25 protein-coding genes are annotated in these 26,951 nt (G+C 61.7%); 12 read left to right on the top strand and 13 right to left on the bottom strand.

Annotated features, from left to right (window positions below):
- Nucleotides 1–21 precede the first annotated feature (21 nt).
- The gene (locus ACNEOT_RS23915) at nucleotides 22–768 is read right to left on the bottom strand and encodes an SDR family NAD(P)-dependent oxidoreductase (RefSeq protein ID WP_415977175.1); all 747 of its coding nucleotides are present in this window, start codon (nucleotides 766–768) and stop codon (nucleotides 22–24) included.
- Between the two features lie 122 nt (nucleotides 769–890).
- Here ACNEOT_RS23915 and ACNEOT_RS23910 point away from each other — a divergent pair, with 122 nt between their 5' ends.
- The 4 genes from ACNEOT_RS23910 to ACNEOT_RS23895 all read left to right on the top strand — a co-directional run bounded on the left by ACNEOT_RS23910 (nucleotide 891) and on the right by ACNEOT_RS23895 (nucleotide 6,488).
- A complete protein-coding gene (locus tag ACNEOT_RS23910; RefSeq protein ID WP_415977174.1) occupies nucleotides 891–3,065 on the top strand; it encodes a hydantoinase/oxoprolinase family protein in 2,175 nt (724 codons plus the stop codon).
- The gene (locus ACNEOT_RS23905; protein ID WP_415977173.1) at nucleotides 3,062–4,789 is read left to right on the top strand and encodes a hydantoinase B/oxoprolinase family protein; all 1,728 of its coding nucleotides are present in this window, start codon (nucleotides 3,062–3,064) and stop codon (nucleotides 4,787–4,789) included. Before ACNEOT_RS23910 ends, ACNEOT_RS23905 begins: the two co-directional genes overlap by 4 nt.
- 117 nt (nucleotides 4,790–4,906) lie before the next feature.
- Nucleotides 4,907–6,100: an LLM class flavin-dependent oxidoreductase gene (locus tag ACNEOT_RS23900; protein ID WP_415977171.1), complete on the top strand. Its 1,194-nt coding sequence runs from the start codon at nucleotides 4,907–4,909 to the stop codon at nucleotides 6,098–6,100.
- 31 nt (nucleotides 6,101–6,131) lie between these two features.
- Nucleotides 6,132–6,488, top strand: coding sequence for a VOC family protein (locus ACNEOT_RS23895; RefSeq protein ID WP_415977169.1), 357 nt, complete (start codon nucleotides 6,132–6,134; stop codon nucleotides 6,486–6,488).
- Between the two features lie 75 nt (nucleotides 6,489–6,563).
- Here the strand turns inward: ACNEOT_RS23895 and ACNEOT_RS23890 are convergent, their stop codons facing one another.
- From ACNEOT_RS23890 to ACNEOT_RS23870, 5 genes are all read right to left on the bottom strand, one after another.
- On the bottom strand, nucleotides 6,564–7,385 hold the full coding sequence (locus ACNEOT_RS23890) for a mycofactocin-coupled SDR family oxidoreductase (RefSeq protein WP_415977168.1): 822 nt from the start codon (nucleotides 7,383–7,385) through the stop codon (nucleotides 6,564–6,566).
- A 17-nt stretch (nucleotides 7,386–7,402) separates the two neighbouring features.
- Nucleotides 7,403–8,692 (bottom strand): 3,4-dihydroxy-2-butanone-4-phosphate synthase, encoded by a 1,290-nt coding sequence (gene ribB, locus ACNEOT_RS23885; RefSeq protein WP_415977167.1) that lies wholly within the window; start codon nucleotides 8,690–8,692, stop codon nucleotides 7,403–7,405.
- Between the two features lie 80 nt (nucleotides 8,693–8,772).
- Entirely contained in the window at nucleotides 8,773–9,294 is a 522-nt protein-coding gene (locus ACNEOT_RS23880) for a flavin reductase family protein (RefSeq protein WP_415977166.1), read from the bottom strand.
- Nucleotides 9,295–9,320: 26 nt separating this feature from the next.
- A complete protein-coding gene (locus ACNEOT_RS23875) occupies nucleotides 9,321–10,400 on the bottom strand; it encodes a hypothetical protein (RefSeq protein WP_415977165.1) in 1,080 nt (359 codons plus the stop codon).
- Nucleotides 10,397–11,470, bottom strand: coding sequence for an LLM class flavin-dependent oxidoreductase (locus tag ACNEOT_RS23870; RefSeq protein ID WP_415977163.1), 1,074 nt, complete (start codon nucleotides 11,468–11,470; stop codon nucleotides 10,397–10,399). Before ACNEOT_RS23870 ends, ACNEOT_RS23875 begins: the two co-directional genes overlap by 4 nt.
- Nucleotides 11,471–11,626: 156 nt before the next feature.
- Here ACNEOT_RS23870 and ACNEOT_RS23865 point away from each other — a divergent pair, with 156 nt between their 5' ends.
- A complete protein-coding gene (locus ACNEOT_RS23865) occupies nucleotides 11,627–12,430 on the top strand; it encodes a MaoC/PaaZ C-terminal domain-containing protein (protein WP_415977161.1) in 804 nt (267 codons plus the stop codon).
- Between the two features lie 7 nt (nucleotides 12,431–12,437).
- Here ACNEOT_RS23865 and ACNEOT_RS23860 read toward each other — a convergent pair whose 3' ends face one another.
- Complete coding sequence (locus ACNEOT_RS23860; RefSeq protein ID WP_415977160.1) at nucleotides 12,438–13,547, bottom strand: thiolase C-terminal domain-containing protein; 1,110 nt, start codon at nucleotides 13,545–13,547, stop codon at nucleotides 12,438–12,440.
- A gap of 124 nt (nucleotides 13,548–13,671) precedes the next feature.
- Here ACNEOT_RS23860 and ACNEOT_RS23855 point away from each other — a divergent pair, with 124 nt between their 5' ends.
- Nucleotides 13,672–14,100: a Zn-ribbon domain-containing OB-fold protein gene (locus tag ACNEOT_RS23855; protein ID WP_415977159.1), complete on the top strand. Its 429-nt coding sequence runs from the start codon at nucleotides 13,672–13,674 to the stop codon at nucleotides 14,098–14,100.
- A gap of 24 nt (nucleotides 14,101–14,124) precedes the next feature.
- Here the strand turns inward: ACNEOT_RS23855 and ACNEOT_RS23850 are convergent, their stop codons facing one another.
- Genes ACNEOT_RS23850 through ACNEOT_RS23825 form a run of 6 tightly spaced genes read right to left on the bottom strand, consistent with a single transcriptional unit; the run spans nucleotide 14,125 to nucleotide 20,905 of the window.
- On the bottom strand, nucleotides 14,125–15,339 hold the full coding sequence (locus tag ACNEOT_RS23850; RefSeq protein WP_415977158.1) for an acyl-CoA dehydrogenase family protein: 1,215 nt from the start codon (nucleotides 15,337–15,339) through the stop codon (nucleotides 14,125–14,127).
- 52 nt (nucleotides 15,340–15,391) lie between these two features.
- A complete protein-coding gene (locus ACNEOT_RS23845) occupies nucleotides 15,392–16,438 on the bottom strand; it encodes a phosphotransferase family protein (protein ID WP_415977157.1) in 1,047 nt (348 codons plus the stop codon).
- On the bottom strand, nucleotides 16,435–17,559 hold the full coding sequence (locus ACNEOT_RS23840) for a zinc-binding dehydrogenase (protein ID WP_415977155.1): 1,125 nt from the start codon (nucleotides 17,557–17,559) through the stop codon (nucleotides 16,435–16,437). Before ACNEOT_RS23840 ends, ACNEOT_RS23845 begins: the two co-directional genes overlap by 4 nt.
- On the bottom strand, nucleotides 17,556–18,878 hold the full coding sequence (locus ACNEOT_RS23835; protein WP_415977154.1) for a dihydrolipoamide acetyltransferase family protein: 1,323 nt from the start codon (nucleotides 18,876–18,878) through the stop codon (nucleotides 17,556–17,558). The genes ACNEOT_RS23840 and ACNEOT_RS23835 overlap by 4 nt, the downstream gene beginning before the upstream one ends.
- A gap of 42 nt (nucleotides 18,879–18,920) precedes the next feature.
- Nucleotides 18,921–19,937, bottom strand: a complete 1,017-nt coding sequence (locus ACNEOT_RS23830; RefSeq protein ID WP_415977152.1) for an alpha-ketoacid dehydrogenase subunit beta — start codon at nucleotides 19,935–19,937, stop codon at nucleotides 18,921–18,923.
- Nucleotides 19,934–20,905, bottom strand: coding sequence for a thiamine pyrophosphate-dependent dehydrogenase E1 component subunit alpha (locus ACNEOT_RS23825; protein ID WP_415977151.1), 972 nt, complete (start codon nucleotides 20,903–20,905; stop codon nucleotides 19,934–19,936). Before ACNEOT_RS23825 ends, ACNEOT_RS23830 begins: the two co-directional genes overlap by 4 nt.
- A 217-nt stretch (nucleotides 20,906–21,122) precedes the next feature.
- On the opposite strand from ACNEOT_RS23825, the gene ACNEOT_RS23820 reads away from it, so the two are divergent.
- From ACNEOT_RS23820 to ACNEOT_RS23795, 6 genes are all read left to right on the top strand, one after another.
- Entirely contained in the window at nucleotides 21,123–21,764 is a 642-nt protein-coding gene (locus tag ACNEOT_RS23820; protein WP_415977150.1) for a TetR/AcrR family transcriptional regulator, read from the top strand.
- 187 nt (nucleotides 21,765–21,951) lie between these two features.
- Nucleotides 21,952–23,436 carry an MFS transporter gene (locus ACNEOT_RS23815; RefSeq protein WP_415977149.1) on the top strand — a complete coding sequence of 495 codons (1,485 nt, stop codon included), beginning with the start codon at nucleotides 21,952–21,954 and terminating at the stop codon, nucleotides 23,434–23,436.
- Between the two features lie 162 nt (nucleotides 23,437–23,598).
- Nucleotides 23,599–24,471, top strand: a complete 873-nt coding sequence (locus ACNEOT_RS23810; RefSeq protein WP_415977148.1) for a branched-chain amino acid ABC transporter permease — start codon at nucleotides 23,599–23,601, stop codon at nucleotides 24,469–24,471.
- A complete protein-coding gene (locus tag ACNEOT_RS23805) occupies nucleotides 24,468–25,463 on the top strand; it encodes a branched-chain amino acid ABC transporter permease (protein ID WP_415977147.1) in 996 nt (331 codons plus the stop codon). The genes ACNEOT_RS23810 and ACNEOT_RS23805 overlap by 4 nt, the downstream gene beginning before the upstream one ends.
- Nucleotides 25,460–26,254, top strand: coding sequence for an ABC transporter ATP-binding protein (locus tag ACNEOT_RS23800; RefSeq protein ID WP_415977145.1), 795 nt, complete (start codon nucleotides 25,460–25,462; stop codon nucleotides 26,252–26,254). Before ACNEOT_RS23805 ends, ACNEOT_RS23800 begins: the two co-directional genes overlap by 4 nt.
- Nucleotides 26,238–26,951, top strand: a complete 714-nt coding sequence (locus ACNEOT_RS23795) for an ABC transporter ATP-binding protein (RefSeq protein WP_415977143.1) — start codon at nucleotides 26,238–26,240, stop codon at nucleotides 26,949–26,951. Before ACNEOT_RS23800 ends, ACNEOT_RS23795 begins: the two co-directional genes overlap by 17 nt.

Raw genomic sequence — 26,951 nt, 5'->3', positions numbered from 1 at the left:
CGGCTTCCGTCCGGTTCGGCATCACATCATCGTTATGCCGCCGTTGACGCTGAGGACCTGGCCGGTGATGTAAGACGACTCTGCGGAGCACAGGAACACGATTGCTTCCGCAACCTCATCGGAGGTTCCGAGTCGCTTCATCGGAATGGCGGAGCGCAGTTTGTCCATGAACGTCGGGTTTCCATCGCGTACGTCGGTCAGCATGCCCGTATCGATCAGACCGGGGCACACTACGTTCGAGGTGACCGCGAATCGTGCGCTTTCACGAGCGATGGTTTTGGCGAAACCTAGCAGGCCGGACTTGGTTGCGGAGTAGACGCCCTCGCCTCCGCCGCCGGCGCGCGCACTATCGGTCGAGACGAACAAGATTCTGCCACCGCCCCTTTCGATCATCGACGGTAGAACCGCCTGGCTCAAGCGCATCGGAGCCCTCAGATTCACGCGCCACATGAGGTCCCACGACGCGGGATCGCTCTCGATGAATCGCTCCACGCGCGTGACTCCGGCGTTGTTGACGAGAATGTCCGCGCGGGTGAGTTCGCTGTGGGTGTCGAGTGCGACTTCGATCGCAGCGTCGTCCGAGAGGTCCAGCTGAATAAACACGGCCGACGGGATCGACTCCGCCGTTCGCTGTCCGGCCTCGATGTCGCGGTCGACCACCACGACATGAGCGCCTCTGTCGCCCAACAGTCGAGCAGTGCGCGCGCCGATTCCCGCACCTGCTCCGGTGACCACCGCAATTTTCCCGGCAAGATTTGTCGAAGTCATTTCGCCATCCTATTACATCAAGCAAGCGCTTGGTTTAGCATTGTCGAAACGTCGCCTCGGTTCCGAACAGTGACGACGGCGGATGCTCGACAAGCGCTTGCTCAACTAGATAAGGTCGGAAGATGCCAGCAGCTCACCAACTCACCGAACGGCCGTACGCGATCGGCGTCGATGTCGGAGGCACATTCACCGATGTCGTCCTTGCGGCTCCCGAAGGTCAGGTCGCCGTAGCGAAAACGCTCAGCACTCACGACGACCCCACCAGGGGGATCATCACGGGTATCAACGCAGCACTCGCGTCGGCCGAGGTGCTGCCGGGCCTGATAGGGCGGGTCGTGCACGCGACCACCCTTGCAACCAATGCGATTCTCGAACGTAAGGGCGTTCGCGTGGCGCACATCGGCACGGAAGGCTTTCGCAGCCTGCTTCCTCTCGGGCGGTATGCGCGAGTGGAGGAGGATCGGTTCGACCTGTTCTTCGACCCTCCGACGCCACCCATTCCCGCAGCTGATTGCTTCGAGATCGGTGGCCGATTGGACAGCTCCGGGTCGGAGCTGAAGCCGCTCGACGAGGATTCGGTCAGGTCGGTCGCCAAGATCATCCGCTCTCGGGGTATCGACTCGGTATCCATCGCCTTGATTCACTCCTATGCCAATGCGGCACACGAGAAGCGGGCAGCGGAGATCGTGGCCGAGGAACTGCCCACTGGGGCAACAGTTGTCACCTCGTCGGAAATCTGGCCTGAGCTCCGCGAGTACGAACGAACGACGACCACGTTGATGTCGGCGTACGTGGGTCCGGTGATGGTCAAGTATCTGAGTGCTCTGCAGGGTCGTTTGCGCGACGAAGGCATCGATGTCACCGTCCAGGTCATGGAGTCCGGCGGAGGAGTGATGTCTGCCGAGCTGGCCGGACGTCGCGCGGTGGCCACCATCGAATCCGGCCCTGCCGCAGGCGTTCTCGCAGCACGGGCAACAGGCCTGTCGGCCGGACACCGAGACGTGATCTCGTTCGACATGGGCGGCACCACGGCCAAAGCTTCGGTCATCAGGAACGGTGAGCCCTCGATCACGGTCGAGTTTCACGTGGGAGGGAAGGGCAGCTTCGGCGGTCGCCGCGCGGGAACCGGCGTTCCGATCAAGACCCCTGCTATCGACCTGGCCGAAGTCGGCGCGGGTGGCGGAAGCGTGGCGTGGGTGGACGACGGAGGTGCCCTGCGTGTAGGTCCTCACTCGGCAGGATCGCAACCAGGGCCTGCGTGCTACGACCTCGGAGGGGTCGAGCCCACCGTCACCGACGCCAATCTCGTACTCGGTTACCTCGATCCGACCACCTTTGCGGGCGGGACCATGAAGTTGGCCGCGCACCGTGCCGAGGAAGCCATCGACAAGAGTCTCGCTGCACCCTTGGGAGTGTCCCGAGAAGCCGCTGCCAACGCCGTGGTCGATATCGCCAACGCGACAATGGCCGCAGCCTTCCGCGTGGTGACGGTCCAGCGAGGATTGGATCCTCGCAACTTTGCGGTCGTCGCCTCCGGCGGGGCAGGTCCGATGCATGCAGCGCGCGTTGCAGAGGCATTCGAGATTCAGCACGTTCTCGTTCCGCCGTCATGCGGTGTCGGCTCGGCCGTCGGTCTGCTCGGAACCGACTTGAGTACGGATCGCGTGCGCAGCGAACTGCGGCGTGAAGACTCCGTGGACGCCGACGATGTCAATGGCATTTTCCACGAGTTGGCGGGGGCAGCAGCCAGTGACCTCGGCGTCGACCTGGACGATGATCCCGACGTGCGGGTCATCCGCTCCGTCGACGTACGCCTCGCCGGACAGGCTCACGAACTGACGATCGACCTCGACGGTGATCGTGCTGATTCGCGCTGGGACGACACCACCCTGGCCTCCCTGCACGCCCGCTTCGCCGAAAAGTACAAGGAGTCGTACGGAATTGCCGGCAGTGGATCTCTGGAGTTCGTCAGCTTCCGAGTGCGCGTCACACAGTTGGTGCCGAAGGTGCCGCTGGGGCGGGCTGTGACAGTCGACGCAGGAGCCGACATCCTGTCGCGCCCCATCTGGTTCAAGGAATTCGGTGAGTACCGCCCCACGCCCGTTCGCACCCGTGACTCATTCGAACCGGGCGTTCGGGTGGACGGACCACTCTTGGTCGCCGACGACGAATCGACGATCGTCGTACCGCCGACCTGGTCGGCACACATCGACGACGCGTTCAACATCGTCTTGACCAGAACTGCTGCACAACAGAACGTGTCGGACGCAGAAACCAGCAAGGAGAATGCACGATGACTGCAACGATCGCAGACGATCTGTTGACCGCCGAAGTTCTGCGCAACGCGCTCGTTGTTGCGGCGGAAGAGGCAAGCATCGTCGTGGTGCGATCTGCCTACTCGACGTTCGTCGTGGAAGGCTCGGATGCGTCGGCCGCCATTCTCGACAAGGATGGGCGTCTGATCGCCCATTCGATGGCAACCACCCTGATGAACAGTATGGCGCTGTCGGTCGCCATCCCATTCCTGCTGGAGGACATACCAGCCGATACGATGCGCCAGGGCGACGTCTTCGCCACCAACGACGCATACAAGGGCGGTATTCATACCAACGACATCCTGATCTTCAAGCCGATATTCGTGGACGGTCGTGTTGCTTACTTCACCGGCACTCTCATTCACGTCTCCGATATCGGCGGTGCCTCTGCAGGTGGGATGGCCTCTCTTGCAACGGAAATCTTTGCTGAAGGGCTGCAGCTGCCGCCGGTTCGTATTGCTACCGCAGACGGTCTGGAGGAGTCCATCACGCGGATCCTCGCGCTCAATTCCAGGACACCCGAGAAGGTCGTCGGTGACGTTCGTGCTTTGATCGCCGGAGCCTCGACGGCAGCCCTTCGGGTGGAGGAACTGATCGAAACTCATGGTGCCGACGGGTTCGCAGCGGGAGTCGAAAGCTACCTGACCTACACCGAGACATTGACTCGCGCAGCGTTGGACGACCTGCCGTACGGGGTCTATCCCGCCGAGTACACGATCGACGACGACGGTGTTCACGAAGGCGTCAGCTACCGGGTCAAGGTGGCCGTGACGTTGAATGCCGACGGGGTGACGCTCGACTTCGATGGAACCGACAGGCAGGTCGCGGCCGCCGTCAACTCGAGCATTTCGCAGACTCTCGCAGCCGCTGTGTTCGCGTTCCGGTGTTTCATCGATCCGGAAATCCCCATGAACGACGGCTGCCTTCGGGTGCTTGATGTCAAGTTGCCCAAAGGATCACTGCTCAACGCAACCTCGCCGTACCCGTGTGGGGGTCGGTTTCTCCCGGCCTACGCGGCGATGGAGGCGGTACTGCAGGCGCTCTCGGATGCAATGCCGCACCGCGCCATCGCCGCATCGGGAATTTTGCAACCGTTCTCCATCGCCGCGACCACGGCTCCGTTCTGGGTCCATCTCGCGTACGAGTACGGCGGGGTCGGCGCGAGGTACGGAAAGGACGGGCCCGACGCGACGGGAGTGCACTTCGGTCTCGGACGTAATTCAGTACCACAGGTAGAACCGGTGGAGGCGCGATGCCCGCTCATCATCGAAGAGATCGACTTCGTTCGCGACTCGGGTGGAGCTGGGCGTTGGCGAGGCGGACTCGGCACGCGAACGACGTTCCGCCTTCTGTCGGACGCATACGTCACGACTCGGGGTGACCGCCTGACCAATGGGCCGAGGGGCCGTGACGGTGGTTCGGCCGGCGTTCCGGGAGCCTTCCGCAAGCGCGCCATCGACGGAACTTCGGTGCGTCTCGCGGCAAAGGTCAACAACGAGTACTTCTCTGCGGGAGAAGCATTCATCGTCGAGACCACAGGAGGCGGAGGTATCGGGAGTCCGTTCGACCGGCCCGTCGACGAGGTGGTCGCAGACGTGCAGTCGGGACGTGTGTCCCCGGCTGCGGCTGCCGAACAGTACGGCGTCGTCGTCGATCCCGACGGCACGGTCGACCTCGCGCGAACCGAGGCGCTCCGCTCCACGTGATCGGACGTGGGATCAGGCTCGCGTAAACGACCGACGTCGAGGCGAGCGATACCTGCCGGACACCCGAGTGAGCGATCCGGCGACAGTACGAGCAGAAGAGAATTGGAGCCCCGCACCATGAACGAACAACAACGCAGGCGCATGCGGTTCGGCGTCTTCATCGGTCCCGAACACAAGCCGACGAACAACCCGACCTGGGATCTCGAACGCGATCTCCAGTTGGTGGAGCATCTCGATAATCTCGGATTCGAAGAGGCCTTCATCGGTGAGCACCACTCCAGCGGTTGGGAGATCGTGTCGAGTCCGGAGATCTTCATTGCGGCGGCCGCGCAGCGCACCAAGTCGATAAAATTGGGCACCGGGGTCATCTCGTTGCCCTACCATCACCCGCTGATGGTGGCCGAACGAATCGCGCTGCTCGACCATCTCACGCGTGGTCGTTTGATCATGGGTGTCGGTCCCGGAGCGTTGCCCTCCGATGCCGCGATGATGGGCCTCGACTACTCGACACTGCGCGAGCGGATGGAGGAATCCCTCGAAGCGATCATCGCACTCTTCACGGAAGAGGGAACGATCGATCGTAAGACGGACTGGTTCGAGTTGCGATCGGCGCAACTGCAGATGCTGCCCTACACCAGGCCGCATCCCGAGATTGCAGTCACCGCGGTGATCTCGCCTGCTGGAGCAACCCTTGCCGGCCGCTACGGACTGCCGATGTTGGCGTTGGCCGCAGCAAGCTCCGCAGGGAGCAAGGTACTGGCCGATCACTGGCGGATCTACTCCGAGCAGCGTGAGTTGGCAGGCCACGGGCCGGGCGACCGACAGGACTGGCGTCTGGTCAGCGTCATTCATGTTGCCGAGACGCGCGAGGAGGCCGAACGGCAGGTCAGCTACGCCATGGAGGACGCAGGCCGGTACCTGTTCCGCGATGCGAGTTTCCTCAAGAACATCTACGACACGTCCGGATTGCCCGACGATGCACCGATGATCGAGGTCTTCCGTGCGTCGAACCTCGGCGTGGTCGGTACCCCGCAAGATGCGATCGACCACATCGAGCGGATGCAGGAGATGTCCGGGGGCTACGGCACCCACCTGATCCGTGTGCTCGACTGGGCATCTCCTCAGGACACGAAGAACTCGTACGAATTGTTCGCCCGTGAGGTCGCTCCGTATTTCCAGGACTCGAGCAGGCGGCGAGTAGAAAATTGGGATTCGTTCCACCAGTCGGAGGGTGACTTCCAGGTAGCACTCAAAGCTGCCAACGTGCGGGCCAAGCAACGCTACGAAACCACCCGTGCCGCACAGTCGTAACAGCAGAGTCAAAGGCGAGAATGGAGAATTCATGAGTGAGCCAGGCAAGGTGGGCAACGTCTTCTACCCGGTCTCCGACGTCGACGCAGCGGCAAAGTTCTACGCCGGTGTGTTCTCGTTCGACACCAAATTCCAAGACGGCGACCGTTACGCTGCCCTCGATGGGGGATCGGTGACGTTCGCATTGGCAGGTGCCGAAGAGGATGTCACCGGCGGTCGGGTAGCGGCTTCGATCAAGGTGGCCGACGTGAATGCCGCTGTGGCATCGGCGTTGTCCGCCGGCGGTACCGTCGCAAAGGAGCCCGAAGTGGGACCGCACGAGATACGGGCCGTGCTCGTAGATCCGTGGGGAAACCACGTCGTCGTCTACTCTTCACTACCCAAGTAGGAGCTATCGAATGCGAGAAGGTCCGACCGGATGATCGGTCGGACCTTTTGGCATTGGTCGAAAAAAGAAAACGCTTTACTTGCTGGTGAACCCGGCATCGACAGGCAGGACTACTCCGGTGACATAGCGTCCGGATTCTCCGACCAGATACAACACCGCACGTGTCACATCGATCGGGTCGACCATGAACACCGGCATCGGGTTCCCCATCGTAGCGGCGACCGTCGGGTTGGCTGCGAACCATTCGGCTATTGCGTCGTTCTCCACCATGGGTGTCCTCACTCCGGTCGGATTCACGGTATTGACCCGAATGGAATGTGGCGCAAGCCATGCGGAGAAGCTTCGCATCATGCCGACCACGCCGTGTTTGCTGGCGGTATAAGCCGTTGCGGCACCCGATCCGTCGCCACCGCGGCCGATGATGCCTTGCGCAGAGCTGGTGATGACGATGGATCCGCCTTGGCCGCGTTCGATCATCGCAGGCGCTGCGGCTATCACGGTGTTCCATACACCGATCAGATTGGTTTCGATGGTGTCGACGAAGACTGCTTGAGGGTCGGGCTCGGACGCACGTTGGGGAGAAATGCCGGCATTGGCCAACACGATATCGGGTTGACCGAACACTTCCACTCCGCGCGCCAGGGCTGTCTCCACCTGCGCGCGGTCTCGTACATCGGCTTGCGACGCTACAATTTTGCCCCCTACCTCCTCGACCAGGCGTACGGTCTCGTCGAGGTCTTCGGGGGTGGACATCCGGTATGCAACGGTGTCGATTTGGCTGCAGATGTCCAGTGCGATGATCGAGGCTCCGGATCGAGCCAGTTCGATTGCATGACAACGACCTTGACCACGAGCCGCGCCGGTGATGAAAGCAACTTTTCCGTCCAGTTGTCCCACGAGATCTTTCCTTTCGTTCACCCCGTTTGCGCCGCGAGGTCGTCCAGGCCGTCGATCATGTGGCCCAGCCGGTCTCGCTTCGTCATGAGGTAATGAGCATTGAAGTGGTTGCACGACACCGGCATCGACACTCGTGCTTCTACCGCGATTCCTGCTCGACGCAGTGCAGTGATCTTGTCGGGACTGTTGGTGACCAGGCGTACCTTGGGCAGACCGAGGTCGTGCAGTATGGCGGCGGCCGCAACATATTCTCGACCGTCGACAGGTAACCCTAGTCGAGTATTGGCGTCGACCGTGTCGAAACCACTGTCCTGCAGTGAATATGCGGCAATCTTCGCCCCGAGTCCGATGCCGCGTCCCTCATGGCCTCGCATGTAGACCAGTGCACCACTGCCCGCCTGCGCGATCGCAGCCAGCGACTGCTGGAGCTGCGGTCCGCAGTCACATCTGAGCGAACCGAAAGCGTCACCGGTCAAACATTCGCTGTGTACACGGACGACCGGAGCGTGGGCGGCCGGCGGAGGCGCCATGTGCGGTGTCCCGTATACGAGTGCCGCGTGCTCTGTCCCGGTCGCCTCGCGAAAGACATGCATGGTGAATATGCCGTGTTCGGTCGGAATTTCGCTGGTCGAAACACGATCCACTGCAGATTCGGTGAGTCGTCGATATGCCACCAGATCAGCGATGCTGACGATGGATAGACCGTGCCGCCGTGCGAAATCGAAAAGGGAAGGTCTGCGCGACATGGAGCCGTCGTCGTCGACGAGTTCACACAGCACGCCAACAGGTTCGACGCCTGCGAGGCTGCACAGGTCAACCGTTGCCTCGGTGTGTCCCGTGCGCTCGAGGACGCCGCCGCGACGCGCTCGAAGTGGCATGACGTGTCCCGGGCGCGTCAAGTCCCCAGGTCCTGTGTCACCGGCTGCGAGAGCTCGGGCAGTCGTCGCGCGGTCGGTTGCCGAGATTCCGGTCCCGACACCGTGTTTGGCATCGACCGACACGGCGAACGCAGTGCCCAATGCTTCACCGTTCGATCCCTGAGGGACCATCAGGGGCAGTCCCAGTTCGTCGGCGCGGTCGTCATGCATGGCTACGCAGACAAACCCCGAGGTGTGCCGAACGAAGAACGACATGGACTTCGCATCTGCCGACCCCGCTGCCATGACGAGATCACCTTCGTTCTCCCTGTCCTCGTCATCGACCACAACGACGATCTCGCCTCGCGCGATCGCAGCGATGGCAGCGGGAACGGGATCGAACTGCAAGTCCGAAATCAACGATTCGGTTTGATCGACAGTGCTTTTCATGGTGAACCTTTCGACGGAGCAGCCTTTTCACTACACGGTGTGTGAAGGCTGTGGGCCTTCCGGAACTGAGGCTCGAGATATCAGGGTGCGGTGAGCCGGCCGTACTTTCCTCGATAGAAGAGCAGTGGATCCCGATCTGCTGCATAGATGTGGTGGACCCGCGAGACCACGATGACATGATCACCTGCGACGTGTTCGGCCTCTATTTCCGCCTCGATCCAGGCGAGCGCGTCGTCGAGAACGGGAGCACCCGCAGGGGACGGTTGCCACGCCAGACCGGCGAACTTGTCGCCGCCCTTGATCGCCAACTGGCGGCCGACATACTCCTGGGCCTCGGACAAGATGTTGATCACGAAGCGGCCGGATTTCTTGATCGTCGGCCACGAGGAACTCGTATGTGCAACACAGAAGGCGACCAAGGGCGGATCGAGTGACACCGAGGTGAACGAATTGGCAGCAAGTCCGGTCTGCTTCCCGGTAGCCGTGTCGGTAGCAGTGATGGCGACAACTCCGGTGGCGAAATGGCCCAGTACATTGCGCATCTCGACACTGTCGATCGTCGGTACTTCGTGAATGGGTCGTGCAGTTGCAGATTCGGTCATGACCATCCTCCGGTCGAGAGTCGACTTCAGTAGATGTGGTGTCCGCGAACGTCGAGAATCCGGGGTTCGGCGGTTTCTTCCCGAACGGTCGGATCGACTTCGACGTCGATGCGCACAGGGGTGAGTGCAGTCAAGGACTGCGCGATACGAGATTTCCACATGCCGTTCGCCACCAGACTTGCGCGGTTGAACGACACCGATAGTGTCGCAACGTCGAGCGTGCCTTCGTGGGTCACCCGGAACGTCCACTGCGAGATTCCGTCGATCGCTCGCAGCGCTTTGGTCAACGCGGTGATCGAAAGCCATCCTCCCCGCACCAGAATTCGATCGCCTGTGGTGTGTACCGGTGCCGAAATCGTATCTCCGGGCGCGGTCAGGTAACCGGTGCGTACCGCGGTGTGCGTCAGTGCCGGGTGCCACGAGTGATGAACTGCGATCTCGGAGAGTGCGCTCCCGTCGGCAGCGGTGACCTCACTGTCCACCAGACCGAGCTCGCCTTCACGAACGACGGTCAGCTCGGTCTCTTTCGCAGGCTGACGATGGGCGACCGGGATGCCACTGATGGGGTCCAGGAACAGTTCCACGACCGTTGCGCCGAACTCCTTCGCCAGATGCGCCACCGTCTTGGCGTCGGCGATCTCGCCGGTCAGGATCAGGAGTCGCAGTTCGAGATCGAGCGGGTCCACGAGGAACTCCATGTGCATGCGAGCAAGAAAGTCTGCCGCACCGGACGGCGTGCTGATCAGCACGTTCGCGCGGACTGCTTCCAACACCCTCAGTGTCCGCATGCGTCCGCGGGGACCTGTGGACGCCGCTGCCTCGGCAATGTCTGCAACCGCTCGGGCGATGAGTGCACCGGTGAGGTCACCGTCGTTGTTGAGTGCGACGACCACACGGTCGGAAGATTTGATACCGGCCGAGATCAGTGTTTCCGAGGCCAGCCTGGCTGCTTCGTCGCGTTCCGCCGATGCAAGAGGAAACGCCGTGGCTCCCGCGGGATCGACGAGCAGCAGACCCTTGGCCGCGCTGGGCTTGGCTACCAGCTTCGGCAGTTCGGCACGATCGACGACAGTGGTAGGAAAGTCGCGGGACTCGGTAGTGGTCATCGGATCTCCGCCACATCGGATGCGAACAGTTTGAGGGAACTCTTGACGTGTTCGTTGTCGAGGCCGCCGACCTGGAACTGACCGACCAGATCGGTCACCCCTGCGTCTTCCAGTCGCTGCAGGGACTTCTTGGATCCCTCCACGTCGTCGAGAACGATCATGAGGTTGTCGCGCAGCGTCTCGAGTGCTTCTTCCTGTGACTGACCTGCGGCGAGTGCTCCGAGTGCCTGGTGGCTCGCGTGACGCGCATCGTAGTAGTCGGGAGGGGCGACCAGGTTGACTTGCCGCCTGATGTACCACATGACGGCATCGGCTGCGTTGGCGTAAGCCTCGTCCTTGGTGGGTGCGACGTGCCAGGGGATCATCAGACCGATTCGACGGGTTTCCGGGTCGAATCCGTGATTCTCGAGTTCGGCTTTGTACTTCGAGATGTCCTCGGCGACATCGTCGATACCCTTGAGCATCGTCATCCCGAGGAGGTTGTAACCACGACGAGCAGCTTGCAGGTATCCGTCGAGGCTGGTCGACGCCACCCACACAGGGGGATGAGGTTCCTGCACCGGACGTGGGTAAACTCCCACATCGGGGATCGACCAGTACTCGTGCTCGGCGGAGTAGTTCCCGCCGTCCGCTTCCCAGATGCCGAGGACCGCGTCGAGGTTGTCCTCCCACAGTTTGCGTGACTGCTCGAAGGGGCGCTGGAACGCCTGGTACTCGAGCGGTGATGCGCCTCTGCCGGTACCGAATTCGATGCGCCCGCGGGACAGAATGTCCATCGTCGCAATGCGTTCCGCAGTGCGGATCGGGTGTGAGAACGGAAGTAGCACAACGCCGAGTCCCAGCCGAATCTGCGTGGTGACCCGACTCAGTGCAGCCAGCACGATATCCGGTGCCGAAGAGTGCGAGAAACCTCTGGTGAAGTGATGCTCCACCATCCAGGCGGTGTTGTATCCCAGGCTGTCGGCCAGCACGACCTGTTCGATCAGATTCTCGAAGGCCTGCTGCTCTACTTCCTTCGACCGTCCCCGTACTTCCAGCTCGTATCCGAGTCCAACTTTGATCTTTCCCATGTCCGGTCTCCTGTCTGCCCAAGCGCTTGCTTGGTACGATACACACGGTTTCGGTCGGACTCAAGCGCGTGGGCCAAGTTCGCGAGAATCGTGGCGTTGACCGTGGCCGGCTCCAGTGCTTACCTTATAACCAAGCGCTCGTTCAAGGAGGATTTCGTGGTGGAACTGAAGAGCTGGGTCGGAGCCGACCTCGGTAAACGAGTGGTCAGCTACGACGAACAGGACGTCATTCTGTATGCGTTGGCGGTGGGTGCGCGTGCCGGGGACCTCGAGCTCGTATTCGAACGAGACCTCAGAGTTCTACCGACCTTCGGCTTGACGTTGGGATTGTGGGCTGCGGACGCGGCGTCCGCAGCCGGTGCCTATGTCCCCGCCGCCGCGCTGCACGGTTCACAAGAGTTGACGGTCCGTTCTTCGCTGCCTCCGGCAGCCACATTCGAGACGTTCGGATCTATCGCCGGGCTGTGGGACACCGGGCGATCGGCGATATTGGATGTGGTCGCCGAGTGTGAGTACTTCTCCGCGCGGTATTCGATCTTTCTTCCGGGTCAGGGAGGATTCGGAGGCGAAAAGCCGCCCAAGGCGCACGCCGGACATGGGTCGACGGAAGTGGACAGGACATCGACCTTCCATGTCGGTGCGGAACAGGCTGCGCTGTATCGACTGACGGGCGACCGGCACGCTATCCACATCGACCCCGTCGCAGCCGAGGCCGCTGGATTCGATCGGCCGATTCTCCACGGCCTGTGCACCCTCGGTATTGCAGCCCGAGAGATAGCAGGCGTTGTCGGTGCGGCTCCGTGGGAGCTCCGCACGATCGGTGCTCGCTTCGCGGCACCTGTTCGTCCAGGCTCCGATCTAGTGGTTGCCGCATCCGAGGTCGCGGGTGACGGATCTGTGTCGTTTCAGGCATCTGTCGGCGAGGAGCGCGTGCTGTCCGCGGGGTACGCCGGCTTCTGATCGGTGCTCACACACGTTCCAGAACGGCGGCACTGCCATAGCTTCCGCCGAAGCCTGTGCACAATGCAGTCGAGGCTCCGGGTACCTGGTTGATTCCAGAGTCACCGCGGAGCTGGCGGACGGCCTCGAGCACGTTGTTCAACCCGTGAACGTAGCCTTCGGACAGAAGCCCACCGTTCGGATTCACCGGCACGCGTCCGGTCGGGCATGTCTCGCCCGATTCGAAGAGCGCGCCGGACTCACCGCGGCGCGCGAAACCCAAGTCCTCCAACTGCTGAAGTACGACGGGCGAGTACGCGTCGTAGATCATGGACACATCGATATCGCGTGATGTCATTCCAGATGCAGACCAGATCAGATCAGCAACGTAATGGGTGAAAATCGTCGACAGGTCCGGTGAACTGTCCATCGCGGACGCTCCGGGCCCACCCCCACGAACGACGGCCCTGATTCGCGGGCTCCCCGCTCGGCGGTTGTCCGCGATGTCGGTGCGACTGATCAGCAGGGCTGCAGCCCCGTCGGTTTCCTGGCAGCAGTCGACTCGGCTCAACGGTGTAGCGATCATCGGGCTGGCGCGGTATTCCTCGCTCGACATCGGCGCGCGCATCAGTGCCCGGGGGTTGTTCGCGGCGAGCTCTCGTGAGGACCGGACCACAGCTTCCAGGCTGGTTCGGTCGAGGCCGACGTCGTTCATCCACTTGGTCGTCGACAGCGCGAACAGATTGACTGGACCCAACATGCCGTACGGCACGGTGAATTGCGCTTCGGCATCTGCGCCGAGCCTGAGGCTCGTGCGCCCCATCCGGGCGCCCGACCGCCCGTTGAGTGCCCGGTAAACCAGGACGTTCGATGCGGTTCCGGACTCGATCAACATCGCAGCATCACCGAGAATGGACGCCGATTGTGTTCCGCCGCCGAAGATTTCGTTGGTCCAGATGCTGTTCGGCAGGCCGAGTCGGCGTGCTACGTCGTTGACCGGGCTCGAATCGGACATGTGATAACACAGCACGGCGTCGACGTCCGCTGGTGAGGCACCTGCGTCGTCCATCGCAGCAAAGCACGCGGCAGCAGCGAGTTCCCTGGTGGTCGTGCGCGAATCGCGCGATAGCTCCGTCATTCCGATACCGGAAACAGAGGCTCGTCCAGCGAACGACTGACGTTGTGACATTCCTGGCCTCTCACGGCGAACCGAACTGACAGAGAGTGTTGATGAACAAGCAGTTGCTTGCGACAATGTAACCATGGAAACACGGATCGTTCCGGATTTTTCGCCACTTACAGCGCCGTACTGGCAGGCCTGTGCGCGCGGGGAACTGCGGCTGCAGCGGTGCCGGGATTGTGGACTGTGGGTCCATTTCCCAGAATCTGTCTGCAGGCGGTGCGCGAGTGAGAATCTCGATTTCGAGCCGGTCGCCGGTACTGGCGTCGTCGAGACGTTCACCGTCGTGCATCGCAGCTTCGTACCGGGATATTCGAGCGAGGTGCCCTACGTCCTTGCGTGGATTCTGCTGCCCGAACAGGAAGGTCTGCGCGTATTCGGCAACGTGGTGGATGTCGCCGCCGCCGACGTCCGGATCGCCATGCCGGTCGAAGTTCGTTTCGAGCAGATCGCCGAGTTCGACGTCGACGATCAGGTGGGATCCTTGCCGGTGTTCGCGCCGATCCGATAGCGGAACACCGGCACACATGCTTGTCTACGAGTGAGCGCGTAGTTCCTGCTTGGCGATGACCATTCGGTGAACCTCGTCGGCGCCGTCGATGAAGCGCATGGTTCTGGCCTGTGCCCAGAGCATCGCGAGTGGGTAGTCCTGCGTCATACCGCCTGCGCCATAGACCTGGATGGCTTTGTCGATGATCCAACCCGTGGCATCCGGTGCGGCAATCTTGATCAGAGAGATATCTTTGCGTGCCGCGCGGGCACCGACGGTATCGATCGACCAGGCAGTCCGCAGTACGAGAAGGCGCAACTGCTCGATCTTCATGCGCGACTGCGCGATCCAGTGCTGCACAATTCCCTGCTCCGACAGTGACTTTCCGAAGGCCGACCGCTCACGAGCGCGCTGACACATCAACTCCACGGCACGTTCGGCCATGCCGATCATGCGCATGCAGTGATGGATACGTCCCGGTCCGAGCCGTGCCTGCGCAAGCGCTTGACCGCGGCCACGGTCGCCGAGAAGGGCGTTCTTGGGGATCCGAACATCGTCGAAACGGACTTCCGCGTGGCCACCATTGGCACCGTGCGTGAATCCGAACGTTTCCAGCCCACGCACCATCGTGACCCCTGGGGTGTCCCTCGGGACCAAAACGAGCGAATGACGCCCTCGTGCATCGGCATCGGGATCGGATACGCCCATCACGATGAGCAACGTGCAGTCGCTGCTCATCGCACCCGTCGACCACCACTTACTACCGTTGACAACCCACTCGTCGCCATCGTCGGTGATCGATGTCGCCAAATTGGACGGATCCGACGAGGACACACCGGGTTCGGTCATGCAGTACGCGGAACGGATGTCGCCGTCCAGCAGCGGTTCAAGCCACTGGCTCTTTTGTTCGGGTGTTCCGAAGAGAGTCAGCAGTTCCATGTTGCCGGTGTCGGGAGGATTGCAGTTGAGGGCTTCGGGGGCGACCTCGGGGCTCCACCCGGTGATTTCGGCGAGCGGTGCGTATTGCAGGTTGGTCAGGCCGGCACCGCCGGGGTGGTCACCGGGCAGGAACAGGTTCCACAGTCCACGTTCGCGGGCCTGCTTCTTCAGGTCCGCCATGACGGCGGGTCGTTCCCATTGCAGTGCACCCGATTCGGGGCGGTCGTGGAAGTGATGCTCGGCCGGGTAGACGAACTCTTCCATGAATTCGCGCAACCGCGTCTGCAGTTCCACCGTGGTGGCGTCGTAGTTGAAGTCCATATCGGATCCTTTTCGGAGGGGCGGAGGTGCAGTGGACGGGCAGCGGCACGGGTCAGGAGCCGGAAAGTGCTGCCAATCCGCGCTCGGCTAGAGGTGCGACCATGGTTCCGATGTTCTCGAATCCCTCGCCCACCGTTTCGTTGTTGGTGAACCGCAGATGGATACCCTCGAGGATGATGGCCATCTTGAAGAACGCGAAGCTCGAGTACCATCCGAGTCCATCGAGGTCGAATCCGGTGGAGACGGCATAGCGCTCCGCGATGTCCTCGAAAGAGGGGTAGCCGGAATGAGATGACGGCGTTCCCGCGATCGGGTTGTCGATTCCTTCCCAACCGGACCAGAACAGGTGCACGAGACCGAGATCGGTGAGTGGGTCCCCGAGCGTCGACATCTCCCAGTCGAGGACAGCCGCGATGCGAGGTGACGGGTCGACGCCGATGATCATGTTGTCGAACCGAAAATCACCGTGAACGATCGCGTGTGCGCAGGTGTGCGGGATCCGCTCTGCGAGCGCACTACCCAACTGTTCGACCAGGGGGAGCTCACGGGATTTCGAGGCCGCGAACTGCTTTGTCCACCGCCGAACCTGCCGCTCCAGATATCCCGAAGGACGGCCGAAGTTCTCGAGTTCGAGTGAGGTGTAGTCGACGGTGTGCAGCGCGGCCAATGCGTCGATGTATTCGTAGGACAGGGGGTCTCGGTGTCGTTGTTCGAGGGCAGAGAATTCGGCGTCGGTACGAAGAACGTCGCCGACGACTCGATCCATGATGTAGTAGCTGCCTCCCGCATGGTCGGCATCGGCATCGTAGAACACGATGCGGGGAACGGGAACGGCGCTGTCGGACAGAGCTCGTTGAATCGTTACCTCGCGGCCCATGTCATGAGCTGTCTCGAGCCTCGAACCGATCGGCGGGCGGCGCAGAATCCACTCTCGTCCGGCCGATGACGACAGGACGTACGTGAGGTTGGACCGACCGCCTGCGAGGAGGCGAACGTCGAGCGTGTGGTCCGCATCGAGTTCGCCGAGTTCGCGTAATCGATCGCGAACCGTCGTCACGTCGAACGGTTCGGTCGCATCTGTCTCTTGGTTGGCCTTCATGGTCGATCCTTGTCGATAACGGAGAGTGCGCTGTCGGTTGCGTCCACCAGACCGGTTCCGGTCGGTAGATCCGGGCGAACGAGGACTTTGACGTGCTCGACCGTGCCGGAACTGGGCCGCAGAGCATGAAATACGTCGGCTACGGCATCGATGCTGGCGTACCCAGTGACCATCACGGCGGGGTCGAAACGGCCGTTCACTATGAGCTCGAACGTTCGGCTGAAGGCAGCGTAGGTCAGCTCGCCCCGGCCCGGGCCGCCGACGAACTCGATGCTGACATTCTTGAGGATGCCGACAACCGGACGCACGGTCTCCGGCACCATCGACGAACCGACCACCATGATGCGGGTGAACTTCGGAGTCGACTCCATCAGGCTTCCCAGCATCCCGCGGACACCGGATGCCTCGAACACGTATGTCGGAAGGTCGATGTTGCCGGCAGAAGCAAGCCGTGCGACAGGGTCGTCGGCGAAGGGGTCGACGACGATATGTGCGCCGTACTGCCGGGCTATCTCACGTCGCTTCGCCGACGGGTCGGATGCAATGATCGTGCCGACGCCGCGTTCGGCGAGCTCGACGATGGCCCCGAGGCCGACCGGACCGCAGCCGATCACCAATGCGTTTGCGGCCGAGGCGATGTCGGAACGCAACACGGCATTGACTCCGGTGGCCATGGGTTCGGTCACCGCTGCTGTCACTGCGTCGACGCCGTCGGGAATGACGAGATGGCCTCCCGCTTGGATCACCACCCGATCGGACAGCGCGCCCGGGTGGTTCCCGGTGTAACCCACGGTGTGTGCCGTCCCGTCGTCTTCGACAACCCACGGGAGAACGACCAGCCGGTCACCGATCGCGTAGTCGACGACACCGTCGCCCAGTTCCAGAACTCGTGCGGTGAACTCGTGACCCATCACCAGATCCGAATCGGGATCGAACAATTCGCCTGGAACGTCCGCTTCGACATGTGCTTTCAAGAAATCGTCCGTGTGTTGCCATGCAGACAGATCCGATCCGCAGATCCCTGCCGCGATGGGCTGGACGAGAAGCTGGCCTGGGCCTGGAACCGGCTCGGGAACCTCGTCGAAAACGATGTCCCCCTTGCGAAGAATTGCTGCTCTCATCCTTGATCGCCGTGCCAGGATTCGAGGACACTCTGCACGGACAGGAGTGTCCTGAGCGCCTCGGCACCGTCGTAGGCGCGGTGATCGAAAGTCAAGCCCACACGTGCGATCGGCCTGATCGCGAGGATCTCCGACGCGCCGTCCGCGCTTCTGCGCGCAACGGGAGTGCGAATGATGGCAGGGAACCCGATCGAAGTGACCTGTGGCTTGGTGAGAATCGGCGTGGAGACGACACCGCCGACGCTTCCCGAATTACTGATGGTGATCGTGCCACCGGACAACGCTTCCGGTGACAGGCTCCCGCTCGCTGCCTTCGTACCGATGTCCGAGATGGCGGCCGCAAGCCCTGCCAGCGAGAGATCCTGGGCGTTGTGGATGACTGGCACCACCAGCCCGTTCGGTGTATCGACTGCGACACCCAAGTTGATCGGCTTCCATCGGATGAGATGGGAGTCGGTGAATGTGGCGTTGACATCCGGATGTTCGGCCGCGGCCCGGCACAGAGCAAACGCGAGATATGGCAGAAAGCTGATCTTCGATTCGTCTCGCGCAACCCGGGTTCGGTTGAGCTTCGCGCGGGCGACGGACACGGCGGTGAAGTCGATGTCGACCTGAGCGGTCAGCTGCGGTGCGGTGTTCCAGGAGTCTTGCAGGTTGCGTGCGATCGATCGGCGCAGGCGTGAGAGTTCGACGGCCTCGTAGCCGACATCGTCGTAGCCTGCCGGAAGTGTCGGCTCCCCGGTGGCAGGCCGAGCAGCGACGCTGTCGGGAGCGTCGGCGCTGGAGACCCGGTCAGTGTTGGCGACCTGAGCCGGCGCGGTGCGTCGACTCCCCGTGGTGGGCGGAGCAACGGGATCGAGCCAGGAGGCCGCCAGAATCAGGGAATCGTTGGGAGGCGGTATCCGACGGGTGTCGGTCACCGGCGTCGCTACGGTGCCGACTGCTTCTTCGGTTGATGCCGAAGGAGCAGTTGTCACGTCCACCGACGATACGGAAGTGGAAGTCGGCTGCGGTTCGGACACCGGCGCATCGCCCGATGCCTCGGCGATCGCCTTGGCCACCAACTCCGGATCCGAGTCCAGCGGTGCGAACTTCGCGATCGGATTGCCGACGGGGATTTCTTCGTCGACCGCGGCGGTGTAACTGATCAAGATGCCTTCGGCCGGCGACTCCACTTCGGTGTCGACCTTGTCCGTCGAGACCTCGCACAGGGCATCTCCTTCGGAGATGCGGTCGCCGGGGTTGGAGAGCCATTCGGTCAGAAGAGCGAACTCGACCGACCCCATGTGGGGCATATTCACATCGAAAAGCGTAATCATGAAAAGGAGTCCTCTGGGTTGCGGGGCTGAGCCGGGCGGACGTCAGCTGCGGATCAGGTGACGTGCGGTTTCGATGATGTCGGAGACACTCGGGAAGCAGTGATCCTCGAGAAAACGGCTCGCCGGAATCGGTGCGTCGACAGATCCGAGCCGCGCTATCGGCGCGTGCAACCAGTGGAAGCACCGTTCTTGAATGATCGCGGCGATCTCGGCTCCCGGTCCTGCCGTGCGGGGAGCCTCGTGCACGACCATCGCGCGTCCGGTCTTCAGCACCGATGCAATGATGGCGTCCGTATCGAGGGGAACAAGAGTGCGGAGATCGATGATGTCGAGTTCGATTCCTTCGGCCGCGAGGGTTTCGGCCGCGTCGAGTGCGCGCGGGACCATGCAGCCGTAACTGATGACGCTGATGGATGTTCCGGCACGCGCGACCGTTGCCTTGCCGAGCGTTGCGACGAGATTCGGGTCGGTCGGAACAGGGCCTCGTTTGAAGTTGAGCTGCTTGCTCGGGTAGTAGAGAACCGGGTTGGGATCACGAATTGCGGCCTTCAGCAACGCTTTCGCGTCGGCAGGATTCGACGGGACCACCGCTTTCAGTCCCGGAAAGTGCATCGGAAGCATCTCCATCGAACCCGAGTGTTCCGGTCCTGCACCGCCGCTCGGGCCGATCGGCATGATGATGACAGCGGGTAGCTCGAATTGCCCACCGTGCATGTGCCGCCACTTGCCGAGCTTCTGGAAGATCTCGTCGCCGGCGATGAGGCTGAAATCTGCGAAGCCCAGCTGAACGATCGGCCGCATTCCGGTCATGGCGGCTCCCGCAGCTGCGCCGACCATGAATGCTTCGGTGATGCCGGTGTTGCGCACCCGCTCGACACCGAATTCTTCGGTGAGACCTCGTGTTCCACCGAAGAAGCCGCCCGACGCGATGTCTTGACCCATGAGGAAGACGGTGGGGTCGCGGCGCATCTCTTCGGCGATCGCAGCGCCTTGAGCTACTTCGTAACTGAGCTGAGTCGTCTCACCGGTCTTGGTGCGGGAGTCCATTGCGCTGGTCATGCGAACACATCCTTGAGGATCACTGAGGGCTGGGGGAGTGGTGCTGCTTCGGCCTCTTCGATTGCCAGACGCACTTCTTCCTTGGCGGCGGCAACGATCCGATCGGCATCGGCAGCGTCGATACGTGGTCGCATGACCTCGAGTGGATCTCGGTAATCGGCAAGGAAGTCGGCCGGTCGGTACTGCTGCGCGTCACCCTCCCAGTGTCCGCCGACTCGGGTGACAACTGCTTCGATCATCGAGGGGCCTTCGCCTTTTCGGGCCCTGGCGATGGCATCTCGGACTGCTTCGTACACCTCGACGGCATCGTGCCCGTCCACCCGAACCCCGGGCACGCCGTATGCAGACGCACGCTCGGCGAGGGTCTTGGTCGGGCTGACGGACTCGAACGGTGTGGTCACCGACAGGCCGTTGTTCTCACAGAAATAGACGAGTGGGAGTGACCAACGCGCAGCTTCGAGAAGGGTCTCGTGGAACGTCCCACGAGCAGCAGTTCCATCGCCGAAGTCCGCGAGCGCGATCTGATCGGTGCCCCGAAGTTTGGCTGACAACGCTGCACCGGCTGCGACAGGGTAAACCGAACCGAGAGTTGCACCTTCGCCCATGATTCCCAGGGCGGGGTCGGCCCAGTGCGGAACTCCGGCACCTTTACCGCCGGTGGAACCTGTCGTCTTACCGAGCAGATCGCCGATGATCGGGCCGAGTCCCATGCCCTTTGCCAGCGGCCACGTTGCGCCTCGACCCTGGTAGAAGAGGTAGTCGTCGGTGCGCATTGCTGCGACAGCGCCGGCGACAGCGCCTTCCTGGCCCTTTCCCGGGTGCCAGAAGCCCGCGAATCCATGGTCACGTATGTGGATCGAAACTGCGTCCTCCAGCGCGCGTGATCGTGCGATGACGGTGAAGATGTCGAGGAGAAGCGATGGATCGCTTGCATCTCGTGTGCTGTGGTTCGACGGGTCTGACGTCATGAGATCGATTTCCTTGCGCAGTCGAGTCACCAGGGAGTCGGCACCCTGTGGAAGTGGTGCAGCTCCATTCGGTGACGGTGTGTGGCAGCTGTCACACACTATAAATGGATCAAGTGATTCAATCAAGTGCAGGTTCGTTCGAGAGCCGGTGTCGTTTTCGTTTTCGCAGTTCAGAGGTGGAGCTATGCTGGCAAATGACACAGGAGGAGTTCGGGCAATGTCGAAACGGAGCGGGCCGCGTGATGGCGCGGTGACCCGTCGTGCCTTGATCGACGCCGCCGCGAAGCTGTTCGCCACCGAAGGAGTCGAGGGCGTCTCGATTCGGTCGATCAACGCCGAGGCCGGCTTGGGTGCCGCATCGGCGCATTACCACTTCGGCTCGAAGGACGCGATCCTCGATGCTGTTCTGGTCGACTCGGGGTCGGCGGTTCTGGCTCGAATTCACGACTTGGCGAAAGCCGAGGTGGACAGCGGGTCGGTTCCCTCGGCGAGAGGTCTGGTCGAGCTGCTTGCCACTCCGTATCGCGAGTTTCTCGCCGCAGAGCCGGACAGGGGGGTCCGCTGGTTGACGATCTGCGGCCAACTGAGCCTCGCCGACGACCCCAGGTTGTTCGCTGTTCAGGATGACACTGCGGAGCTGTTTCGAAAGCTTCTGGAAAGGGCATACCCAGGGGTCGGTCCGGCCGAACTGGAGCTCAATTGGCAGTTGTCCGTCAATACATTGATCGTCATGGCTGCTCGGTGGTCGAGCGCAACCTTGCTCGAGTCGCGTGCACTGAGTGAAGAGCGGTTCGCCACCTTGGTGGAGTTCGTCGCAGGTGGCCTCGCAGCTTTGATGGGCAACTCGTCCGCGTCCTGATCGTCGTGATTCTTGCGGTCCCTGCGAGGGTGGCAGCGCGATTTAGTGGATCACTTGACAGAATCGAGCGATCCGATCTAATGTGCGTCACATCACAAAGTGATGCTCCGTGTGTCGTATACCGCGGTTGATCTAAGGCCTTTCTCGATGCGGACTTTCCGCCACTCGAAGGATGTAGGAAGCTCACATGACTGCTGAAGCTGCTGAAGGATCGAGTCGACACGACTCGACCGAAATTCGCCTCTCCGACAACGGGGTTGGCAACAGGTCGACACTCGGATGGATCGGCGTCCTCCTGATTCTCGTGCTGCTGTCGGAGGAGGTGGCGTATGCGTTCAACCTCGTCACGCCTGCTCTGCCGAACATGGCGGTCGAATTTTCGACGGGTGAGATTGCGTGGGTTTCCACGCTGTTCACCCTTTCCGGGGCGGTGAGTGCTCCGCTGATCGGAAAGCTGGCCGACCGGTACGGCAAGAAGCGCTGGCTGTTGATTGCAACAGGCTTCATGGCCCTCGGTTCGTTGATCGTGGCGCTCGCGCCCAGCTTCGCAATCGTTCTGGTAGGACGAACCGTCGAGGGACTCGGGCTCGCCATCGTGCCCATCACGTACTCGCTCATGCGCGACGTGTTTCCCAAGCGCATGCTCGCCATGGCCGTCAGCCTGTCCACCGTCGGAATCGGTCTGACCGGAATCATAGGACCGTCCATTGCCGGCGTGTTGATCGACAATTTCGGCTATCGAGGAGTGTTCTTCGCACTGGCCATTTTCCCGGTCGTCATCGGTGCGCTCGTGATTCTGTTCGTGCCCGAATCACCGGTGCGGGTGAAGACTTCCATCGACTGGGTCGGTGGCGGGTTGCTCGGCCTGGCGATGGCAGTGCTGCTGTTCGGAATCGGCGAGGGCGGAACCTGGGGTTGGACATCGATGAACACGCTCGGAATGGCAGTGTTGTCCATCGCTCTCTTCATCGGTTGGGGACTGTACGAGCGCAGGATCGAGAATCCGTTGATCGATTTGGCGGTCCTACGGGGTCGCGCCGTCATCACGACGATGATCACGCAGTTCACCGGTCAAGCCGTCATCGTTCTTCAGTTCGTGCTGTTGTCGTTCATCGTTCAGACGCCCGCGGCACTGGGCTTGACGTACGGACTCGGCGAGACGGCCGGATTCATGGCGCGCATCACCACGCCGGGTGGTATCGCGTCGGTCGTGATGGGATTCCTTGTGGGGTACTTTGCCGAAAAACGCGGCGCGAGACTGCCGAACTTCATCGGATTCGCGCTCATGGCGGCCGGATCTCTCATGCTCGCGTTCTCCCACTCGGAATTCACGTCGATACTGCTCGGATACCTGGTGTACGCCTTCGGTGGCGGTTTGATCAGCGCCGCGATACCCAACCTGGTTATTGCCGCGACCCCCGTTCACCTCCAGGCGGTCACAGCGAGCACCGTGAACGTCGTTGGATCCCTCGGCAGTGCGATCGCGGTCCAATTGGGGTTTGCGGTCCTCGCTCTGAACATCGTGAACGTCGTAGAGGGTTCGCCGATCTACGCGGGAAGCGGTTTCACTGCGGTGTACTTCATTGCTGCAGGGTTGGCGATCGTCGGCTTCGTGGCATCGGTCCTCATGCCACACGGCCGGAAGCCGCAATCGGTGGAATCGGTGGTCTGACCGAAAAGCATTACTGCACAACATGAAATAGAAGGCCCGGTACGGCAACGCCGTACCGGGCCTTCTCGCGTGTGCCGTTCCGAGAAGCCGGCAAATGTTGACTTTTGAATGTGACGCAGACTACCTTTCATTGACCAAGCAAGTGCTTGATTGGAGGTTGGCGTGAGCACCTTCGTTGCTCTGTGTTTCAGTGCCGCGGCGTATGGAGCGGTTCTGGCTTTGGCCGCACTGGGTTTCCTCGTGCTCTACAAGGCGACCGGAGTCGTGAATTTCGCGCACGGAGACCTGGTGACTCTCGGTGGCTACATTGCCCTGTGGTTTCTTGTGGACGTCGGAATGTATCCGGTTCTCGGCTACCTCGCAGCTATCGCGACAATGTTCTGCATCGGTGTCGTCCTGGAAAGGGTGGCCTACGCTCCGTTGCGAAAACGCCCACATCTGACGGTCCTGATCGCTACCCTCGCGGCGGCACTGGTAATCCGTGCTGCCATTTCTCTGTGGCAGGGAAGCACTCCACAGCGGTTGCCATCGCCAGCGGACGGAACAGTCATCATGATTTTCGGTGCCTCGATAGGTGGACAGCGCATCGTCATAATCGTTGTAGCCGCCGTCTGTATCGCCGGTGTTGCCTGGCTGTTCGGGTACACGAGCTTCGGACGTCAATTGCGTGCATTGGCTAGTGACCGAGAGACCGCCGAACTGTACGGAATACGAAGTGGGCGTATATCGGTCGTGGCGTGGGGAATGTCTGCCGCACTGGCGGCACTCGCAGGTGTACTCGTTGCGCCCCTGTCTTCGCTGGATCTCAACTTCGGATTCACGATCATGCTCGCCGCATTCGCAGCTGCCGTGCTCGGCGGATTCGGCAATCTGTGGGGCGTCGTCGCCGGTTCGCTGGCAATAGGCGCGATTCAATATTTACTCGGAGGCTATTTCCTTCAGGATTACGCAATGATTCTGCCGTATGTTGCCATGCTGATAATTCTCGCCTCGAAGCCGCAAGGTTTGTTCGGCCGCGAAGGAGTGCGGCTGTGACCAAGAGCAACATGGCGACTCGGCTCTATCCACGCGGCCAGTACGGCATACTTGCCGCCGCCGTCGTGACTCTGATCGTCTTGTCCCAGGTGGTCACCAAGAGCAGTTCGGTGAATCTGCTGAACCTCTGGGTTGTGTATTCCATTGCCGGCCTCGGGTTCTTCTGGATCTTCGCGCTGGGTGGACGATTCGCGTTTTCCCAGACATTCATGATGGCGCTCGGGGGCTACACGACAGCGTATTTGGATTCACTCGGTCTGCCATTCGTCGTCTGCGTTCTGGGTGCGGTTGCGGTGACGGGCCTCGGTGGGGTGGCCGTCGGCCTGATCCTCTGGAGAACCGAGCACTTCTACTTCGCTCTCGGCACCTTGGCGGTCGCCGAGATCGGTGCGGTGGTGTTCGGGCGCACGTCCACGTTCACCGGGGTGAACGGAAACATCACCGGCGTCGGATATCCCAGAATCTTCGACTACGAACTGCGGACGGACAACGAGGTGTTCTGGTTGCTTGCGTTCGTGCTCGTAATAGTGCTGCTGCTGACCGTCTGGGCGCGGCGCTCATCTGTGTCGCGACAGCTCGATGCGGTGCGAGAAATCCCCGTTGTCGCGCGGACAGTGGGCGTCCGAGTCGATTCGTGGCGGCTCAGAACACTGGTCTTCGGTTCGTCGATCGGGGGACTGTCGGGTGCGCTCATCACCCATTGGCAGGGGTTCATCGGAGTCGACTCGTTCGGCCTCGACCTCGGGATCGGCCTGTTCTTGATCGTGATCCTCGGCGGGCTGGCATCGCACTGGGGGGTTCTGGCGGGGGCAGCGTTCTACGTTCTCGTACCGGAACTGCTGTCCGGCCTTCAGCAGTACATGTCCGTTTTCTATGGTGCCCTGTTGCTGATCGTCATTCTGGTCTTTCCCGGCGGCCTCAGTGGGTTGTTCGACAGGCTGGCGCCGAAACGCCGTGGGACGCCTCGAAGCCGAGAAATGGAGAAATCATGACCGGCGTGAACGAAGGCCCGCCGCTGCTCGACGTGGTCGACATCTCGGTCAGCTTCGGAGGGGTGCGTGCAGTCGACGGTGTGTCGCTTCGCATCTCGGGCGGTGGAATCCTGGGTCTGGTCGGTCCGAACGGCAGCGGCAAGACGACCTTTCTCAATGCCCTCACCGGAGTTGTGCCCGCTTCGGGAGTGGTTCGCGTCGACGGGCGTCCGCTTGCGCTCGGTGGACCCGCTGGATCCAGGTCGGCGGGGTTGGTCCGCATGTACCAGGCACCGCAACTGTGTCCTGGCCTGAGCTGTGTGGAGAATGTGATCGTCGGACACGAGAACACCCGCGGCCGTGGGCTTGTGGCCGCGTGGACGCGACGACGAAAGATGTTGGAGCACGAGGCGAGGCGCTGGACCGACAGTGTCGAGGCGGTCGACCGAGTCGGACTCGCCGATCGTTCGCATCGACTGGCACGTGAACTGACCTACGGCGAACAGAGAATGACCGAACTCGCCCGCGCGATGGTGGCAAACCCCAAGATCCTGATGTTGGACGAACCGAGCGCGGGACTCAATGACGCGGAGACAGGATTCCTGTCCTCGATTCTGAGCGACATCGCAGGAAACGGCGTCACCATGATCATCATCGATCACAAGATCGACTTCATCGATGCATTGTGCAGTCGGGTTGTCGTTCTGGAGTCCGGCCGTGTGATCGCAGATGCCCCCACGGCGGAGATCTGGTCCGACCCACGTGTCATAGACGCTTACCTGGGAGCAGGCCACAGTGCTACAGATCAATGAACTCGAAATTCATTACGGTGCAACGCATGCAGTTCGGGCGGTCGACATCTCGGTGTCCGGATCGGAGGTCGTGTGTTTGCTCGGCCCCAACGGTGCCGGTAAAACCTCCATTCTCAGAGCGATCTCCGGTCTGGTGCCGTTCTCCGGACACGTCATGTTCGACGACGAAGCCGTCGATGCCGTCGGTACCGTCGAACTGGCGCGTCGAGGATTGATTCACGTACCGGAAGGACGACACGTCTTTCCTACCTTGAGTGTCCACGAGAACCTCAGGATCGGCGAAGTATCAGCATCGGGTAGGTCGGCCGACTTCACGTTGGACGACGTCTACACACTGTTCCCGGCACTCGAACGGATGAAGTCCCGCCAGGGCTATGCACTCTCGGGCGGCGAGCAGCAGATGGTGGCACTGGGACGTGCGCTGATCGCGGCACCCCGACTGCTTCTCCTCGACGAGCCGTCACTGGGACTGTCCCCCTCCGTCGTGTCGATCGTGTACGGAGCCCTCCGCGTGATCGCCGGTCGTGTCCCCATTCTGATAGTCGAGCAGAACACTGCTGATGCACTCGCATTGGCCGATCGGGGATACGTCCTGACCGAAGGGCGTGTCGTGATGGAAGGGCCGTCGCAGGATCTGTCCGACCGAACGGCGATCCTCGCGAGTTACCTCGGCCAGTCCGATATCGAAACCACATGA

Origin of the sequence: Rhodococcus sp. 077-4 (assembly GCF_047782425.1) — a bacterium.
In the GTDB taxonomy this organism is placed as follows: domain Bacteria; phylum Actinomycetota; class Actinomycetes; order Mycobacteriales; family Mycobacteriaceae; genus Rhodococcoides.
Note: the sequence above shows the minus strand (reverse complement) of the source record. Positions and strands in the feature narration are given on the sequence as shown.

What these genes read in the sequence shown, in the direction of transcription:
- ACNEOT_RS23915 (WP_415977175.1), bottom strand. Translation starts at nt 768, where the DNA reads ATGACTTCGACAAATCTTGCCGGGAAAATTGCGGTGGTCACCGGAGCA.
- ACNEOT_RS23910 (WP_415977174.1), top strand. Translation starts at nt 891, where the DNA reads ATGCCAGCAGCTCACCAACTCACCGAACGGCCGTACGCGATCGGCGTC.
- ACNEOT_RS23905 (WP_415977173.1), top strand. Translation starts at nt 3,062, where the DNA reads ATGACTGCAACGATCGCAGACGATCTGTTGACCGCCGAAGTTCTGCGC.
- ACNEOT_RS23900 (WP_415977171.1), top strand. Translation starts at nt 4,907, where the DNA reads ATGAACGAACAACAACGCAGGCGCATGCGGTTCGGCGTCTTCATCGGT.
- ACNEOT_RS23895 (WP_415977169.1), top strand. Translation starts at nt 6,132, where the DNA reads ATGAGTGAGCCAGGCAAGGTGGGCAACGTCTTCTACCCGGTCTCCGAC.
- ribB (WP_415977167.1), bottom strand. Translation starts at nt 8,692, where the DNA reads ATGAAAAGCACTGTCGATCAAACCGAATCGTTGATTTCGGACTTGCAG.
- ACNEOT_RS23880 (WP_415977166.1), bottom strand. Translation starts at nt 9,294, where the DNA reads ATGACCGAATCTGCAACTGCACGACCCATTCACGAAGTACCGACGATC.
- ACNEOT_RS23875 (WP_415977165.1), bottom strand. Translation starts at nt 10,400, where the DNA reads ATGACCACTACCGAGTCCCGCGACTTTCCTACCACTGTCGTCGATCGT.
- ACNEOT_RS23870 (WP_415977163.1), bottom strand. Translation starts at nt 11,470, where the DNA reads ATGGGAAAGATCAAAGTTGGACTCGGATACGAGCTGGAAGTACGGGGA.
- ACNEOT_RS23860 (WP_415977160.1), bottom strand. Translation starts at nt 13,547, where the DNA reads ATGACGGAGCTATCGCGCGATTCGCGCACGACCACCAGGGAACTCGCT.
- ACNEOT_RS23855 (WP_415977159.1), top strand. Translation starts at nt 13,672, where the DNA reads ATGGAAACACGGATCGTTCCGGATTTTTCGCCACTTACAGCGCCGTAC.
- ACNEOT_RS23850 (WP_415977158.1), bottom strand. Translation starts at nt 15,339, where the DNA reads ATGGACTTCAACTACGACGCCACCACGGTGGAACTGCAGACGCGGTTG.
- ACNEOT_RS23845 (WP_415977157.1), bottom strand. Translation starts at nt 16,438, where the DNA reads ATGAAGGCCAACCAAGAGACAGATGCGACCGAACCGTTCGACGTGACG.
- ACNEOT_RS23840 (WP_415977155.1), bottom strand. Translation starts at nt 17,559, where the DNA reads ATGAGAGCAGCAATTCTTCGCAAGGGGGACATCGTTTTCGACGAGGTT.
- ACNEOT_RS23835 (WP_415977154.1), bottom strand. Translation starts at nt 18,878, where the DNA reads ATGATTACGCTTTTCGATGTGAATATGCCCCACATGGGGTCGGTCGAG.
- ACNEOT_RS23830 (WP_415977152.1), bottom strand. Translation starts at nt 19,937, where the DNA reads ATGACCAGCGCAATGGACTCCCGCACCAAGACCGGTGAGACGACTCAG.
- ACNEOT_RS23825 (WP_415977151.1), bottom strand. Translation starts at nt 20,905, where the DNA reads ATGACGTCAGACCCGTCGAACCACAGCACACGAGATGCAAGCGATCCA.
- ACNEOT_RS23820 (WP_415977150.1), top strand. Translation starts at nt 21,123, where the DNA reads ATGTCGAAACGGAGCGGGCCGCGTGATGGCGCGGTGACCCGTCGTGCC.
- ACNEOT_RS23815 (WP_415977149.1), top strand. Translation starts at nt 21,952, where the DNA reads ATGACTGCTGAAGCTGCTGAAGGATCGAGTCGACACGACTCGACCGAA.
- ACNEOT_RS23800 (WP_415977145.1), top strand. Translation starts at nt 25,460, where the DNA reads ATGACCGGCGTGAACGAAGGCCCGCCGCTGCTCGACGTGGTCGACATC.